Source organism: Neobacillus terrae (assembly GCF_011393025.1).
Classification (GTDB): domain Bacteria; phylum Bacillota; class Bacilli; order Bacillales; family Cytobacillaceae; genus Neobacillus_A; species Neobacillus_A terrae.
The window spans coordinates 22,556-40,213 of sequence record NZ_JAAOEO010000005.1 but is presented as its reverse complement, the minus strand read 5'-3'; the positions used below and the strand labels follow the sequence as shown (position 1 = coordinate 40,213).

Here is a 17,658-nt window from a genome sequence, read left to right as displayed (position 1 = left end):
AAAAGGGGTGAGTGGACTTGAATTTAAATCAGGTAATTTCCACATTAACTACCACGTTTAATGAAACATTAAATGATGGTGAACAGAGAAAAATTGTATTTTGGGTGGACAAGGATAAAGAGTTTGTTGAGGAAATTAATAATATTTCTATTGAAAATGTGAAAATTCATCAATTGACGGCAAATAATAATTTCTATTCAAAATACTTACTTGAAGAGGAAGATCCGACTTCCCACTATCTTATTTATACGAATGATGATATAAACGTAGAAGACAACTGGCTTATAGATACGGTTTACTATTCGAGAACGTTCTATGCAGATAAAATTTCCTTGTTATTGGATGACTTAGGAATAGATACATCATTACGAGCGATTGTAAAGAAATACGAGAAGTTTTTCAATAAAAAGCATTCACAAAAGTTTAAGTCATATGGGCTTCATTCCTATACAGAAGAAACAATCGAAATAGGAATTATGAGTGTTTTATGTAACTTGAAAACTCCTGATTTTGAAGAAGTGCTTAAAACAGTTTTAAAAGAAGGACTTTCAGACGAAGAAAACAGATACATTGTTTTTATGGACAAGTATTTCGATATAAACGTGTTCTGGAAGTACGTTTCAAATATATACGGATATGATAGAGAAGATCAAACTTTAAAGACGTTATTCATGCATTTAACTGTCACTTCTCTTAGTCACTCAATTGAAAGCTCATTACTCTCAAATATCAAAAGTTTTATCGCAGATAGAAACAAATCGAATGCATTAGTGTTCATTGATCATTGGATGCACCATAAGACTGACTATGTTATTTACAATGAGTTAGTCGAGTCTGTAGAACAAGAAATTAAATTGGCTGATATTGTTCATGGGTTACAGATTGAGGACTTTAAGAATGCGGATACGTTTCCTTACTTCGACAAAGCCATCATTATATATATTGCCAACAGTCTTGAAGCATCGCATGAAGACTATGACGAGTACATCAAATTGATAAATTTAAGAAGAGTCAAGCATTTCTACGAGAGATTTCAGTTTATTTACGAGGCATTATTCTATACAGTAAAAATGTATGAGTTCTATAAGAAATTCAGTTCGGGCATTCCAAAAGTTCCAGCTATAGATATGTGGAAAAGTTATGTGAATGAATATCATACAATGGATACATATTACCGTAAGTTTTATGTGGCTTTTGATAATGAGCCAAACAGCGAAATCCTGAAAAAGCTGAAAGTAATGGTGGAGAACCTCTATACAAACTGGTATATGGGAGATTTAAGTTCACATTGGTCTCAGGCAGTTGAATCAGATATGAAGGATAACTGGATAATTCCTGGCATCACTAATCAGCAACAGTTTTATAGGCAATATGTTGCACCGAAGGTCAATAAGGGTGAACGTGTTTTCGTGGTTATTTCAGATGCCCTACGCTATGAAGTAGGAGTAGAGATTACTGAAAGATTGAATGCTGAGACAATGGGTGCTTGTGAAATTGAACCGATCCTTAGTGTTGTCCCTTCTGTTACAAAACTCGGAATGGCTTCCTTACTGCCACATAAAGTCGTTGACTTTAATGAGAATGCGAGAGTCTTGGTTGATGGAAAATCTTCAAGTGGGCTTGAAAATCGTAAAAGTATTATTGAGTCAACTGTTGCCGATAGTATTGCGATACATGCACAAGAAGTATTTGCAATGAACAAGGCAGGTAGGCGAGAGTTTTTTAAAGGAAAAAAATTGATTTATATGTATCATGACACTATTGATGCGATGGGAGATAAAGCATCGACTGAAATCTATACGTTCGACGCTGTTGAAAGAGCAATTGGAGAAATTTCTACCCTTATTAAGATAATACGGGATGACCTTTCAGGAACTAATATCTTAATTACTGCTGACCATGGATTTGTCTATCAAAGAGAGCCGTTGATGGAAACTGATAAAATAGAAAAAGAAAACATTCAGACGGTAGAAGTAAAAAGAAGATATATGCTTTCCAAAGAGAAGCGTCAGATGGGCGGTATCCTCAACATCAATTTAGACTCAATCATAAATAATGTGCATCAACTAAATGTCTATGTTCCGAAATCAACGATTCGCTTTAAAATGCAAGGAACTGGCGTAAACTTCGTGCATGGTGGGGCAAGTCTTCAAGAAGTAGTTGTGCCTTTACTTAAATACAAAAATATTCGAAAAGGACAAGCCAACAGTCGTGAGATTGTAAAAGTGGACATTAAATTGACAAGTACAACAAGGAAAATTACAAACAGTCTATTCCATCTTTCTTTCTTCCAAACAGAAAAAGTAGAAGATAAGGTTGTTCCGAGAACGGTATTAGTTTTTATTGCAGATGAAAATAATGCGGTTATATCCAATGAGGAAACAATAATCGGTGATCGTACATCAGATAATCCAGAAGATCGTACGTTTAAGCTCCGTTTTGCCTTAAAAACTGTGACTTATGATAAAGGTAAACATTATTATTTAACAATACAAGATTTCGAGACAGGCGTAATCCTTGAAAAAATACCGTTCAACATTAACTTGGGGATTGTAAGTGATTTTGATTTCTGACAAAAAGGGAGGGAGAATTTTTGGAGATTGAAAATGAAGTAAATACAATTGAATTAGATAAAAAGCTCACTTCTATATTCGCAGGTCGTGTTGTAAGGAAAGACCTTACGAAGCTCATTAAAGAGGGAGCAAATGTACCTGTTTATGTACTTGAATATCTTCTCGGAATGTATGCGGCCACTGATGATGATGAAAGTATTAAAGAGGGAGTCACAAGGGTAAAGAAAATCCTTTCCGAGAATTTCGTGAGACCTGACGAAGCGGAAAAAATTAAGAGTAAGATTCGTGAAATCGGTCAATATTCTATTATTGATAAGATTACAGTGCGTCTTAATCCGAAGAAGGATACATATGAGGCAGAGTTTTCAAATTTGGGACTAAAGGATGTTCCTATTTCATCTAATTACGTTAAAGAATTTGATAAATTGTTAGCTGGCGGTATTTGGTGTATGTTGAAAATGGACTACTATTATGACGAAGAGGAGAAGAATATGAGTCCATTTAGCATCAGCAATCTAAAGCCAATCCAAATGCCAAACATGGATCTTAACGAAATCATTGAGGGGAGAAAGGGATTTACAAAGGATGAGTGGATTGATATTCTAATTCGTTCAACTGGAATGGAGCCGACTCAACTCAATAATCGTGTGAAATGGCATTTGCTTTTACGTCTCGTACCCCTTGTAGAAAACAATTACAATGTGTGTGAACTTGGCCCAAGAGGAACGGGAAAGAGCCATGTTTATAAAGAAATATCTCCAAACTCCATCTTAGTATCTGGTGGACAGACAACCGTAGCCAATCTTTTCTACAATATGTCTTCAAGAACGGTTGGACTTGTGGGTATGTGGGATGTCGTGGCATTTGATGAAGTAGCAGGCATTAAATTTAAGGACAAAGATGGCATTCAAATTATGAAAGATTATATGGCAAGTGGTTCCTTTGCGAGAGGAAAGGAAGAGAAAGCGGCCTCAGCTTCTATGGTTTTTGTAGGGAATATCAATCAAAGTGTGGATTCATTAATCAAAACATCCCATTTGTTTGCCCCGTTTCCAGAGGGGATGAACAATGACTCAGCTTTCTTTGATCGTATGCATTACTACCTACCTGGATGGGAAGTCCCAAAAATGCGGCCTGATTTCTTTACAGACCGTTACGGGTTTATTGTGGATTATTTGGCAGAGTATTTTAGAGAAATGAGAAAGAGATCCTTTGGTGATTCGATTGATCAGTTCTTTAAGCTGGGCAATAACTTGAACCAGCGAGATGTGATTGGTGTCAGAAAGACAGTCTCAGGTCTTATAAAGCTATTGTACCCGCATGGTGAATACGCAAAAGAGGATGTCGAGGAAGTTCTTCAGTATGCTCTTGAAGGTCGGAGACGTGTAAAAGAACAGTTAAAGAAAATAGGCGGAATGGAATTTTATGATGTGAATTTTTCGTATATTGACAAAGAATCCCTCCAAGAAGAATACGTTTCCGTCCCAGAACAGGGCGGTGGTAAACTAATACCCGAAGGAATGGGAAAACCAGGTCATGTATATACCGTAGGTCATGGTAATTCAGGAATGATAGGTGTATTTAAGTTAGAAAACCAAGTATTTTCAGGATCAGGGCGTTTTGAAAAGTCAGGTGTTGGCACACAAAGAGATGTAAAGGAAAGTTTGGATACAGCATACAGGTACTTTACAGCAAACAGTAAAAGCATAAGTGGTTCAATCACCATTAAAACAAGGGACTACCATATGCATATTTCGGATTTACAAGGTATTGGTCTGACAAGTCAATTAGCAATAGCAGAACTTATTGGGTTAAGTTCAGGGGCTTTAGAGAAACCGGTGCAGGAAAGTATGGTCATTCTTGGTAATATGACAGTAGGTGGAACAATCTCGAAAGTGGAAGAATTTGCAAATGTTCTTCAGGTTTGTGTGGATGCAGGAGCAAAAAAAGTATTGATCCCTGCTTCTTCCGTAGTCGACTTTCAAACTGTTCCATCTGAATTATTAATAAAAGTACAGCCTATTTTTTACTCGGATCCAATTGATGCCGTGTTTAAGGCATTGGGAGTTAGTTAAATATCGAAAAAAACCGATGATCAAATTAGTGATTGTCGGTTTTTAATGTAATTTGAAGGAATTACATATATTCACATGGAATAATATATAGAAATTATGATTGAGGGGTTTTTTTGAAAAAGGAGGGAGTATAAATTGGAATTAAATCAACTCAGTTTTGTCCATGTAACTAAAGAATTAATAGAATCTTTTCTTAATAGTGCAAAAAGGAGAATTATTTTTGCAAAGCCTGCTTTTTATGAATCTGAAATTGATTTGATTTTAAATCTGCAGAATGAATATAATCTTCTTTGTAAGTTGTATTTTGAATCGAACGATCAATCGATTAGATTCGGGTTTGGTGAACAGTCTGCACTTAGAAAAATTGTTAATCAGATAGAAAGCTTTTCTATCGAGATAGTTGAACGAATCAAATTGGCGATTTTAATTGTCGATGAAGAGATACTTATTTATCCCCCTAAGATTGCATTTTTTGATAGTAATATTGAGGATTTTAAAAACGGTTTACCCAGCGGGTTGTTTGGTGGCCCTGAAATAACAAGTAAAATATTAGAGTTTTTTCCTCCTTCCCAAATTCAATTTAAAGAGGTAGAGGAAGGTCCCATTACTATTTTAGATATACCTATTTTTGAAAAGGAAGATCGGATCAATATAATAAGTAATATAGAAAAAACTCTAGACGATTTAGACAAGAATCCTCCAACTAACCCAAACAATTTAAGAAAAGTCTTTATTTATAGAAATAAATATAAATTAGTCAAATATGAATTACAAGGTATTCAAATTAGTAATAAAAAATTAAATCTTAATCCATTTATTAAATTACTCGATGAACAAAATGAAAGGTTAAAAAGTAGTTGGAACATTTTTTCTAAAAGCGATCTTGAAAAATTACAAGATATCGCTTGGTTTAAGCGTGAAATTAATTTTATTGTTGATGACTATTTGGTGGATATGGGAAGGTTTGGTTATATAATTTCTATTGATAGAAAAAAAGAGTTTGAGGAAGCATTTGAAAAAGTAAAGACACATTTTAAGTTATATATAAAAGGTGAAGCAAAAGAGGGAAATATATTTATTACAGAAAAAAGTCTAGGTTCCCCGCCAAATATAAAAGAGATTTTAAATTCATCCAAAGAAGAACTTATTAATTATTTAATAAATATTAGTGAAAATAATGCGGAAATAATAATACGTTTAAATAGACACCTTTCACAGAAAGTTGATAATGGGTTGATAACTACAAAACACGCACTGAGAGAATTTATTTCGGAATTTATTGATAATAAATTAAGATTTCCATTAGAAGAAGAGATAATAGAACGAATTGATATTAGAATAGACTACTATGACATTTCTAATGAACTTTTATATGAGAATGAAGATTTTAGGAGTTTCTTAAACGTCCATAATCTACTAGAAGAGGATATTAGAGAGAATACAGAGGGAAGAGAAGTAACAAAAGTATAAGTACAATAAAATTAAAGGTTGTACCTCACACTGATTTTAGAAGTTTGAGGTAGTTTAAAGTATTACCTTTAATAAAGGTAATTGAAAATAGACTTATAAAATAATGTAAATGCTGCAGTTATTAAAATCTGTGGCTTTTTATTTTTTTAAACAGTTATTTTATTAATGTATTTAATATAAAAAATCACGAAAAAAACTATATAATAAAAGAACAACTGGTTTTGTTTACTTAGTGAAATGTTTAATCGGAGGTAAATTTAAATTGATAGAAAAAGTATTACTAGCTTTATCTGGTAGGGTGAGAATTGTAAGTACTTGGAAGACAAATAAACAAAATCGGATAACAAAAGTAGATAGTACAGGCATCTACGTTGAAACTGAACCTTCCTTAGAAAAATATAAGACGGGAGAAAAGTCACAACCTTCTGATTTTATTTCCCATGATTTTTTACTTACAGCATGGCACGAGTTTACAAGTGCAAGAATAGCGAGTGTAAAAGACTTTGTGAAAACACAAAGGAGATCATCATTTATTATGGCCTTCTTTTCACAATTACCATTTGTGGAAGTAATAAATAAAAATGGTGTAGTTGCTATTAGATTAAAAGAATTTAAAACAGATGATATACCATGTGAACAATTTCATAAGGTAATAACTTTTCTCGATGAAGTTGTTGCCGGTGTATATGATCCTAAAACCTTAAGTAATCAAATTGATGGGAATCTTTATCGAATAAAGTCTAAAGGAAGACAAGATTTAAGAATACTTCAACTTCTATCAAATAATAATGAAATAATAGAGGAAAGTATTGAAGAATATAAACAAACTCCTAATAAAAATCAATTTATTAAACAGCAAGTTTTAAAGCATGAGTACTTTAATATTGCTCTCTATTGCTTAGATTTATTAAGTGAACAATCTAAAGTAGATAAGAGGAAAGCCTTAGAAGAACTGGGAATGTTAATCATCCGAAATTCTATGGGTAGTAATTTAATGGTGGAGTCAGTTGCTAAAGAAAGGACTTTAAATCTATTAAATTGGCTGAAAAGTGTTGATTTAGTTGATGATAACTGGACTCCAATCGAAAATGGGAAAATAGTAGAAGAGGGAGAACGGATGGAAACTAAGTTAAGGGATGGCTTTCTTAGGGTCATGAATGAATATTTAGAAGCAAAGCGAGAAGGATTTGGTGGGCATCCATTCGGTGCATTTGTTAGGTCACAGTTACCTAATGAAATAAATAAATTACCTTTTATTAGTTCCTATGATTATGTAGTGACTGGTTCTGTTGGACAAGGTAATTGGGCAACCATCCCCTGGATTGCTATTATGAATAATAAAATAACCACTTCTACACAAAGAGGGTATTACATAGTTTATTTGTTTAGCGAAGATATGCAACAGTTATACTTAACTTTTGCTCAGGGAGTAACCGAGACTACGAAAGAAGAAATGCTAAGGATAAAAAATGAAATTCGAAGCTCCATTGTAATGAGTGAAAGAGTGAAAAAAGATGATGACATTAATCTAGGTACCAGTACAAAAGCTAAACAATATGCTTTATCTACTGCTGCCTACATTTCTTATAACCTAGAAAATATGCCTCCAGAGAATCAATTAGTCGACGACCTACACTCCATGATCCAATATTATAAAAAGTATATTCGTTTAAAAGGTGGGAACGAATTGCAGGTAAAAGATCCAATAACACCATATGAGCATAGCGACAATGATTTAAATATGAAAGATTTAGTGAACCATATACATAGTTTTATAGCTTCTAAAGGCTTTTTTTATACGCTTGATGAAGTAACAAACTTATTTCTTTCATTAAAATCTAAGCCATTTGTCATTTTATCAGGTATTTCCGGCACTGGTAAAACCAAAATGGTTCAATGGTTTGCTGAAAGTATTGGAGCGAATGAAGAAAATGGCCAATTTAGCTTAATTCCAGTTCGGCCAGATTGGAATGATGGGTCGGATTTACTTGGTTATGTAGATATTAAAGGTGATTTTAAAGAAGGTCCCCTTACAAAAGTAATAAAAAATGCCATTCAAAATCCAAGGCTTCCATTCTTTGTTCTTCTTGATGAGATGAATCTAGCAAGAGTAGAGCATTATTTTAGTGATATTTTAAGTGTGATGGAAAGTAGGAAATGGGACAACGGGGAGATGATAACTTCTACTCTTCTTTCAAAAGAGATCACTGGCGAAGAAGAAGATTTGCGACTCCCTAGCAATGTTTATGTAATAGGTACAGTTAATATGGATGAAACCACCCATCCATTTAGTAAAAAGGTTCTTGACCGTGCGAATACAATTGAGTTTAACCGGGTAGAACTTGGAAATCTATCATTCCTAATGGAGTTAGAAGAAAAATGTTCTATTTCTATAGCACAAGGAAAATTAGCTTCAGAGTTCCTACATTTGAAGGATGTTTATAATCTTCATCCCGAATTAGTTGAGAAAGTAACAATAGAGTTGGTTGAAATAAACAAGTCACTTCAACAAATAAATGCCCATGTCGGTTACCGGGTACGTGATGAAATTTGTTTTTACATGGCTTATAACCAAGAGGGACAATTAATGTCCTTTGAAAAAGCATTTGACCATTGTATTTTACAAAAGATTTTACCTCGTATATCAGGAAGCGATAACCGGGTCGAAAGCTTGTTAAAAGACTTATTTAAACAGTTTACGAAGATGGAGTATGTTGAAAGACAATCGGATTCTGAATACAACATAGAAAATGCGTTACATCCAAACAGTGCAGCAAAAGTGTTAGAGATGCTAAGGAGGTTACAGGTAGATGGCTTCACTTCCTTCTGGATCTCGTGAAGATGTTGAATTAGTGGTTATCAATTCAGAAGACTTATCATTAGTGATTAAAGGTAAGCCCTATCACCAACGCTATGAAGGCTTAAAGCAGTATAGAGCAATGGATTATCACGATGTAATGGAATTTTCCGTTCATGGAAAAGGTACAGAGGAAATCAAAGTATTTAATGTTAACTCTCAGGAACTTGGTGATCCAGGAGAACTAAGACCGATATTTTTTGAAAACGGGATTTATCAAATAATCGTGTTACCAAAGAATGATAGGCAATTGGAATTTTATCACGAACATCCCCTTTTTAGACAAGCAGTTTCCCGAGTGGACATTTATCCGACATACATGCTAATGGGAAATTTACATTTTCAAAATGAAGTTGGATATTCGACCTTTGAAATACGTGCTGGAGAGCAAACACTTATGGCCGTCACCATTGAAGTTTTCCCAGCGAAGTTAGATTATAAAAATGATTATAAAAAATTATTAGAAGAAGTGAATGATGAAATCTATAATCTTGCCTTTCACTTTATTCGAAAAACCTATTTAGGAGCCCAAATCAAGCTGTATGGTAAGCCATCTCGTTCTGAATTTTACCGGCTTATAAGTACGCATTTTCAGCATTTTGTTCAAGCACTAACGAGAATTGAACGTCAGCCACATCATCAATTGATGACCACTCATGAAAAGGTAAGAGGAGATCAGTTAAGTAAACAGGATTCAAGGAGTCGTAGCTATCTTCAAAAAAGAGCTAGTCTCTTCGTAAATGTGGAAAGAGGAATCGCTATTCAAAATAGGGTGTTAATGCCAACTGAAGGACTTAATATAAAAAAGGAATTGACCTATGATACTTTGGAAAACCGATATATTAAGTGGATAACTCAAAGATTAGTCAATAAACTTCATGACCTAAAAAGTACCATCTTATCTAGTCGGAACAGATGGGAAGAAACACCTGACCAAGATTTGATTAACCGGATTGATTCAATGATTAAGCAGTTGGAAGGAAGAGCAAAGAATCCTTTTTGGAAAAGGATTGGAAAACTAGATCGGTCCGTAATGAGTTTAGTTCTGCAAATGGCACCGGGCTATCGAGATGCATTTCAAATATACTTAACTGTTTCAAAAGGCCTTATGCTGCAAGGAAAACTTTATCAATTGTCCGTTAAGGATGTTGCAACCCTTTATGAATACTGGACATTTTTAAAACTGGGTCAAATTCTAAATAAAAAGTATGAACTTCTTAGCCAGGATATTATAAAAGTGAATCGAGACGGCTTGTTTGTGAACTTGGAATCCAATCGTACAGCACAAAGGATCTACAGACATCCTATAACAAAGGAAAAAATAGTCTTAACCTATCAGAAGTACGAAAAGAATCCTACAATACCACAAATTCCTGATACTATGCTAAGCATAGAGAAGAAGGGAAAAGACTATACCTATAATTATATTTTTGATGCAAAGTACAGAATCGATTATGCACAGGAAGGCAGCTACTATAAAACTCGATATATTCTTCCCGGTCCGATGGAAGACGATATTAATACTATGCACCGCTATCGAGATTCTTTGGTTGTCGCTAACAACGGTCCCTTTGAGCGAACGGCTTTTGGAGCTTATGTTCTTTTTCCATGGTTTGACGAGGCTGTTTATCAGGAGCATCATTTTTATAAAAGTATAGATAAAGTAAATATCGGGGCATTACCGTTTCTACCTAACGCAACAAATTTAGTAGAACAGTTTATAGAAAACCTTATTGAAAAAAGTCCTGAAGAGATTCAGAAGGAAGGAATCCTACCACGCGGTTCCTTAGAAGATTGGCAATCAAGCCTAGATGAAAAGGTATTGGTTGGCCTCGTTCAAAATGAAGATGATTATCACCTTTATAAACAGAGAGGGTTTTATCAATTATCTAGTAAGCTTTTAAAAAAGGGCTGGCAGGAAGCTAAATATTTAGCTCTCTATTTGAAATCTGGTGTTACTTCTTATAATGGTGTTTCAGAATATGGAAAGATAAAAAATGTTGAAGTAGTAAAAAACGGAGATGAAGAGGAGATAAGGTTTGAAGTGGAATTCTGGAAGAGAACTCCTCAATTGATACGTCCAGTTGGATACGGAATTGCGGTTTATGCTATGTCGTCACTTAATATCCTAAAAGAAGCTCAGGAACTACCCGAGCTATTTATGAAAACGAAAGAAGAAATGACTCTATGGAGAATGCTGCGGCGTGTCTCAGATCAAATTAAACTTGAGCTAAACGACGAAAACATTGATAAGGCGTCTCAAATAAACTCTTTCTCCTTTAAGAATATTAAAATTGAGCTTATGAAAGATAGAGAGGTAATAGCAATTTCTAATGAGCAAGAAAAAATAGAAATTTCAATTGAGCTATTATCCAAGCAGCCTTCTATGGTATTTAAAGAGATAATACATTTTATTGCTTATAAGGGGGAAGCTTAATTTGCCTGTATACAACAAACTCGTCCGAGATCGAATACCTGAAATAATAGAATCAACCGGACAAAAAGCAGTGATACAAATACTTGATAATGAAGAGTATATTAAAGAGCTAAAGAAAAAGGCATTTGAAGAGTTAGAGGAGTACATAAATGTCAAAAACGATAAAGAGGCTCTGGAAGAATTGGCCGATGTATTAGAAATAGTCCATGCTCTTGCCGATTATCATGGGGCATCTTTCGAAACACTTGAAGGAATTAGAATAGAAAAGGCCATAAAAAGAGGAGCCTTTAAAGAACGAATATTTTTGAAGGAAGTTGAAGAGTAAGTAATGGGACATTATTGTATAGGCTGCGGGGAATCCCGTCCGAATGAAAAGTTCAGCGGGAAGGGACATAGGCAGCATATTTGCAAGGATTGTAAAAGAGAAGGTATAACAGTTCCAATTGAAACGAAAAGCAATTAAGTATCATAGTTTTCAATATTATAAAAAACAAATAAAAACCAGCTTAATTTTATATGCGGAGATTGAGCAATTGTTCCTTTTCGAATACAACAATTCTTTTTATGTAGTGGTAGATCCAGAATATCTAACGAGTATGTATCGTTATGATAAAAGCTTAAAAGTTCCCTATGTATTAACGCAGGAATTCGAAAACAATGAAAACTTCTTGGAAGCTCTTCTTGATAAATATTATCATCGGTTAGATGATAGCGACATTATGGATTTAGATGAAGAGGAAATGTACTATGAAGATGAGTATCAACTATCAAAAAAGCAGAAAAAACTCCTGCCTGTTATTGAAGATATCCCAAAACTTTTAGACTACCTATTATAAAAAATACAAAAACGCTGTTAGGATGTAGTCCTACAGCGTTTTATATATATTCATTTAATACCTTTCAGCCAGTTCTTAAACTTGGTGGTGTTTGTATCAAACCAATCATTGTAAAGAAAGTATTTTTCTCATAATAACATATACCTGACTCCAATACCGTAAGGATTGATGCCTTCCAGTTTAATTGAACTGATTGGCAATGCTTAACATGAAGGAGTCAAGAAAGCATTAAGGATTTATCTATTCCTATCTTCAATTATAAAACCTCCAGTTTGTTTAACACTCAAGCTGTAAATCGGCATTTAGGATAATTACTGCAGCCATGAAATTGTCCGTTTTTACCCTTCCTCATTACTAATTTTCCACCACAGCGAGGACAAATGTCATTAGAAATCATTGTGTTGCGAGCGGCCATTTCCCGTTTAATATTATGTACATGTTCCTTCGCCCGTTCTTTTCTTGCCTTTGACTCCTTTAAGACCAACATTGATAACTGACTCTGAATTTTTTTCATTTTAAAATGTGGCAGTGGAGCGGCAATGGAAGTTGAATTAATCACATTGAGTAATTGATTGCTTTTAATCACTTGAGCTTTGGAGAATGGCTCCTTGAATTTCAGCGTAGCATTTTTGCCGAAAACGATTATAGAATAGATTGGAACCCCGGCTAGTGTGTCACCTAGATAATTTTCTAGTGCTTTAATATGAGTAGAGTTCTGCCAAATAGGGTTATAAAATTTTTCTTTACGCTTATATATTAACTGTGTCCAATTTTGTGATTTTTCACTTCCTAGAATCCAGCCACTATAGTTTTTCATTTCAATAACAAATAAGCCTTTATTGGATATTAGTAGATGGTCTATTTGAGTTGTTTGTCCATTTTCCTTGGGAATATATAAATCGTTTAAAAGAATATTTTCTTGTGGATCTAGCTTGTTTAAAATATTTGAAACATGCTTTTCCCCTATTAACCCCTTTACTTTTGGATTTTTTAATATAAGTGAACATGCAAGAAATAGTATCAAAATGATTACCCACATTTAAATCCCTCCATGAAAATTATTCCAATTAAATAATAGCACACTATATTACCCTTTTTGACAAATTTTTCAATAAACTAAAGGGTTTTCGCTATTTTTGCCGAACCATTAAAAATGGATCAAATTATTAATTGGTAAAGAGGGCGTTCATGATGGAGAAGCAATATTTTAATTTAATACAGTTTTTTGAGGGTTACGTTAGGAATTACAGAAGAATGAATTTAACTCAATTACATAACCGTTCAATGTTCACAAAAAGAGAGATAGATTATTTTGCTAATTTAGGAGAAATGCTCGGGTTTGATTCTTTTGTGGAAGATTCCAAGTTTGATCAGTCTATGGGGCGTTCTAGACCAATGGATCTGGCATTGTGGAAGTGGGATGCCAGGGTGGATGATGAAAACTACTTATACCTGGCCCTTCATTTAGAGAGGGAAAATAATTGGAACAATGATGTTGATACCATAGAAAAATTGTTCTCTTTAACAGAGGAAGGTTTTATTCCTCACAATGTAATCGGCATACAGTTTATCGAATCAGCAGATAGGATTGCTTACCTTAATAATTTAGTTATTGAAAAAAATCTTTCGCAAAAATCAAATGCACTCATGGTATACAGGTATGTGGATCCAGACTTTAATGTGGAAAGGGTCCGTGCATACAGTTTTACACCCAAAGGCCTCCATGAAACAAGAAATGCTGTTTGTAAAATTGATGATTATCGTTATTGGCTTATGTGCTTTGACGAAGAATATACTGCTTTTGAAGAGGAAAAGGAAAAATCCCAAGGTAGCATATTGGAAGGAAGCAAGTAAATGATAAGAGAAATCATTTTAAAATATCATTCCTTATCGGTTATTGATAAACACCATAGATTCAAATCCTGGGAACACTGTTATAACTTTTTTCTTAAAAATACCAATAAACTAAGTGAAGAGATTGTATTTGACCACGCAAGTTTACACTTGGCATTTTACCTTGCTAGCTGGGGTATGTTACGGGGTAGTTCTTTTTTACTTCAAAAAGATTATACCGTTCATTCTTATTTTTTAAAAAATGTAGTTATGAATCCTGAATACAGGAAGTATTTAGATCAAAGCCAGAAAGAAAAAATTGGCGAAGAGGATATCAAAGGTATTAATAATCTTATTAATGATACAAAGAGAGCTTATCTAGATAATATCAAAGAGGTATATGGAGAAAAAACAATCATAAATGTCACAGATACACTGGCATCTAAAATCATACTTGGAATATACGGAAATGTACCAGCTTATGATCGATATTTTAAAGATGCTTTAGTTTTATTCGGTATCAATTCGCAGTGTAATGAACAATCATTAAGAGAACTTGCTAATTTTTATAACATGTATTTTGGGGAGTTCTCAGAACTTAAAAAGCTGTTTAGTTCAGAAGGTGTTCAGTATACTCCTATGAAACTAATTGATATGTATTTTTGGCAGATTGGGTACATGATGGATAATATTGAATTATATAAAGATGAACTTATTAATATTAACGAATTTTCCAACCATTGGAGGTCTTTGGAAAAAGAAAAGAATATAGTAGATTCTCCTCAAACTTTAAATCGGAGACCGATCATGACCGGATTAACCGAAAAAATAAGAAGATATATTCTTTCTCTTCTATATGAAGCAAAAAATGAAGGGGAAGAATTTCTTGATTTACGGTCGGGAGATATACATAAGGAATTAGGTCTTAGCCAAAGGCTGCCGCCTGTTTGTAATGCGATGATGTCCATACCTGGTTATTCATGGACAATAATCAAAGATACACCCAGTGGGATGAGTTCTACAAAGGTTGTTAGATATTATTTACACAGCCCAGTTTCATTAGAAACAGCAGCTTCTGTTAAAGAATAAAAATAGGAGGACTTGAATTGAATCATAATGAAGTGATTATTTATGCTTTAACTAAATTAGGTGGCGAAGGCAGCATACAAGAAGTAAGAGATTGGCTGTTAAAGAATTTAAATGATTCACGGAAGGATGTTGGTACTGCTATGGTCGACATCGTCCCAGAATTATATGGAGGAAATTCCTAATCAACTGTTAAGGAAGAATGCAGGAGACTTGAAAGAGTTGAAAGTGGGTGGAAGGTATAGATTAATAAGATAATAAAAAGGGTGATTCGTTCTAAAGGTTCGGTTGAAGATGAGAACATATTCTATTTCATTTATCAAAAATTAGATTTTGCACTTTTCTATAAAAAATATAATAATCTATTTTTTTCTATCGTTTTTTTAAATAAAATAGATTATAATTTCAAAGAAATATTTACCATATAAAGGGGAGAATGTTATTTTAATTTTTGGAGGAATTATTCTTATTTTTTTGCTATTCGTATACCCGCTTCAAGATATTAAACACACAAAAAAAGTAAAAAAATCGGGTAATTGGGAAGACAAAAGAGCTTATTTTTTATTTATTATAACAAGTGAATGGTTTTTGACTTTTTTAATCTTGATCGGGGCAGCCGCTTTTTCAGTATCATGGACAGAGTTTGGATTGAAACTTCCAAATGAAAACACTTCAAAATTATTAGGTGTGTTTAGTGGATTTCTTATAGGTGTCCTATTTTTATTGTTGGTTTTATTTAGACTCCCTTTTTATAAAAAAAGAATGGAAAAGCAAATGGAAAGTATTAGCTTCTTGGCACCGGCAAACAGTAAAGAACGAAATTGGGGTTTGGTTTTAAGTGCAACAGCGGGTATTTGCGAAGAAATTATTTATCGTGGATTAATAATATTTTATTTACAAAGTCTACCTTTTGATCTATCTTTACCCATAATTTTAGTGTTATCCGCCTTAATTTTCGGATTTGGACATATTTATCAGGGGTGGAAAGGATTTTTGTTAACAAGTTTTCTTGGTTTTGTATTTGCAAGAGTATATGTAATGACAGATTCTCTTTTATTTCCAATAATAATACACATTATTATTGATGCACGTTTCTTCTTGATGACAAAAGGTAAGAATAAGAATCCTGAGATTATTCACCAAGAGGTTGAAAAATTAATGTGAATTAAAAAAAGCAGATGGATACGAAATCCACTGCTTTTTCTATTGCCAATTTACTATCCGAATTCGGCATTTTACCGAAGCTGCCTGTTCCCTATAGTCCAAGGGGGAAAGGTAGATTAATTTTGCCTTAAGTCGTATGTTATTTTGATAAGGGATTAAGTCTTTCATCTTTCACATAAATTTCTTCTTATTTTACACAAATAAAAAATGCGAAACATACGTTCTTGTTTAGACCTAGAAATGGTATACTTATATTGCAATAGAATAGGATCTCAAGGGTGGTCGGCACACTCCCAAACAGAAAGGGGGTGATGCCGTATGACAGTGTTTCAAGCTTTAATGCTCGCAATATCTTTTGCTAGTTTAATTATTGCGATTCTGTCATTTCTCAACCATAAAAAATAATCCACCCTTGAGTTAGAGGCTCCTGGTGGATTATTCTGCCTAATTGCCGACCCCCTTAATGGGAACCGTCTATTGCTGGACCGAACATGCCATCCATGTTTGGTCTTTTTTAGTTTATTCAATATATATCTTATTATAACCAATAATTTTTAAAAAGAAACTATTAAAAATTTTAGTATGGGATAGATATAGAAACAGTGTAAGTTTTTTTAAATAATGAATATGTATTCCAAGTGAGACATGCATGGAGAAGTTAGGCAATGTAATAGTTTTGCAAGTAACTCAACTTAATGTTTAGCCAAGTGAAAGAAGGAAATTTCATTTCAAAAGAGAATATTTGTATCAATTACGCATAATAGGGGAAAGAAAAAATGCAATATTTTATTGGTGTTGTGCCACCTGAAGATTATAAAAAAAGAATATTAGAGCTACAACAACAATGGAAGAATAATTCTCTTGTCCATGTTGTGGAGCCGCATATCACAATAAAGGCTCAAGGTGGTTTAACACCAGACAAAAGCTGGATTAGTGATGTGAAGAAGATTTGTGAAGATACCGCTCCGTTCAGTGTGACTTTAAATAAACCAATGTTTTTTGGGGAAAGTGTGTTATTTTTAAGTGTTGAGTCGGAAGAAATATTTGAACTTCATAGAAAACTTGTAAAAACTATTTCTCCAAATAATGATTTAATAAAAAAGTATATGGAACTCGATCTTTACGAGCCTCACTTAACACTTGGCCAAACATATTGGGGCTTAACAAGCAATGAATTAAAAAATATGGCAAAAGTTACGGAAACCGAATTAAGCCCTTATCCCTCATTTGAGGTTAGTTTTATAAGAATCTACCAAGAAGTTGAGACAAACAAATATATAAAATACATAGATATCCCACTATTAAATAGATAAAATAGTAGTAAAGG

At 33.7% G+C, this 17,658-nt stretch carries 14 protein-coding genes; 13 read left to right on the top strand and 1 reads right to left on the bottom strand.

Going from position 1 to position 17,658, the window contains the following annotated elements; translation table 11 throughout:
• The first annotated feature begins 17 nt into the window (after window positions 1-17).
• From pglZ to G8761_RS08555, 7 genes are all read left to right on the top strand, one after another.
• Complete coding sequence (gene pglZ / locus G8761_RS08585) at window positions 18-2,573, top strand: BREX-1 system phosphatase PglZ type A (RefSeq protein ID WP_166025625.1); 2,556 nt, start codon at window positions 18-20, stop codon at window positions 2,571-2,573.
• A gap of 20 nt (window positions 2,574-2,593) precedes the next feature.
• Window positions 2,594-4,648 (top strand): protease Lon-related BREX system protein BrxL, encoded by a 2,055-nt coding sequence (brxL, locus tag G8761_RS08580; protein ID WP_166025623.1) that lies wholly within the window; start codon window positions 2,594-2,596, stop codon window positions 4,646-4,648.
• Between the two features lie 135 nt (window positions 4,649-4,783).
• Window positions 4,784-6,118, top strand: coding sequence for a hypothetical protein (locus G8761_RS08575; RefSeq protein WP_166025621.1), 1,335 nt, complete (start codon window positions 4,784-4,786; stop codon window positions 6,116-6,118).
• Window positions 6,119-6,380: 262 nt separating this feature from the next.
• A complete protein-coding gene (locus G8761_RS08570) occupies window positions 6,381-8,957 on the top strand; it encodes an MrcB family domain-containing protein (protein WP_166025619.1) in 2,577 nt (858 codons plus the stop codon).
• Window positions 8,929-11,412, top strand: coding sequence for a restriction endonuclease-like protein (locus G8761_RS08565; RefSeq protein ID WP_166025617.1), 2,484 nt, complete (start codon window positions 8,929-8,931; stop codon window positions 11,410-11,412). Before G8761_RS08570 ends, G8761_RS08565 begins: the two co-directional genes overlap by 29 nt.
• A gap of 1 nt (window position 11,413) precedes the next feature.
• Window positions 11,414-11,737: a nucleoside triphosphate pyrophosphohydrolase gene (locus tag G8761_RS08560; RefSeq protein ID WP_166025614.1), complete on the top strand. Its 324-nt coding sequence runs from the start codon at window positions 11,414-11,416 to the stop codon at window positions 11,735-11,737.
• A gap of 208 nt (window positions 11,738-11,945) precedes the next feature.
• Complete coding sequence (locus G8761_RS08555) at window positions 11,946-12,248, top strand: hypothetical protein (protein ID WP_166025612.1); 303 nt, start codon at window positions 11,946-11,948, stop codon at window positions 12,246-12,248.
• Window positions 12,249-12,531: 283 nt separating this feature from the next.
• On the opposite strand, the gene G8761_RS08550 is transcribed toward G8761_RS08555, so the two are convergent.
• Window positions 12,532-13,287: an NERD domain-containing protein gene (locus G8761_RS08550; protein WP_166026178.1), complete on the bottom strand. Its 756-nt coding sequence runs from the start codon at window positions 13,285-13,287 to the stop codon at window positions 12,532-12,534.
• Window positions 13,288-13,436: 149 nt separating this feature from the next.
• Between G8761_RS08550 and G8761_RS08545 the strand changes: the two genes are divergently transcribed.
• From G8761_RS08545 to G8761_RS08525, 6 genes are all read left to right on the top strand, one after another.
• Window positions 13,437-14,102, top strand: coding sequence for a hypothetical protein (locus G8761_RS08545; RefSeq protein ID WP_243449946.1), 666 nt, complete (start codon window positions 13,437-13,439; stop codon window positions 14,100-14,102).
• Complete coding sequence (locus G8761_RS08540) at window positions 14,103-15,170, top strand: hypothetical protein (protein ID WP_166025610.1); 1,068 nt, start codon at window positions 14,103-14,105, stop codon at window positions 15,168-15,170. It abuts the gene before it with no gap.
• Window positions 15,171-15,187: 17 nt separating this feature from the next.
• On the top strand, window positions 15,188-15,352 hold the full coding sequence (locus G8761_RS08535) for a hypothetical protein (protein ID WP_166025608.1): 165 nt from the start codon (window positions 15,188-15,190) through the stop codon (window positions 15,350-15,352).
• 289 nt (window positions 15,353-15,641) lie between these two features.
• Window positions 15,642-16,331 (top strand): CPBP family intramembrane glutamic endopeptidase, encoded by a 690-nt coding sequence (locus G8761_RS08530; protein ID WP_166025606.1) that lies wholly within the window; start codon window positions 15,642-15,644, stop codon window positions 16,329-16,331.
• Between the two features lie 318 nt (window positions 16,332-16,649).
• Entirely contained in the window at window positions 16,650-16,736 is an 87-nt protein-coding gene (locus G8761_RS28025) for a putative holin-like toxin (protein WP_420800240.1), read from the top strand.
• A 371-nt stretch (window positions 16,737-17,107) separates the two neighbouring features.
• Window positions 17,108-17,644 (top strand): 2'-5' RNA ligase family protein, encoded by a 537-nt coding sequence (locus tag G8761_RS08525; protein WP_166025605.1) that lies wholly within the window; start codon window positions 17,108-17,110, stop codon window positions 17,642-17,644.
• Window positions 17,645-17,658 lie beyond the last annotated feature (14 nt).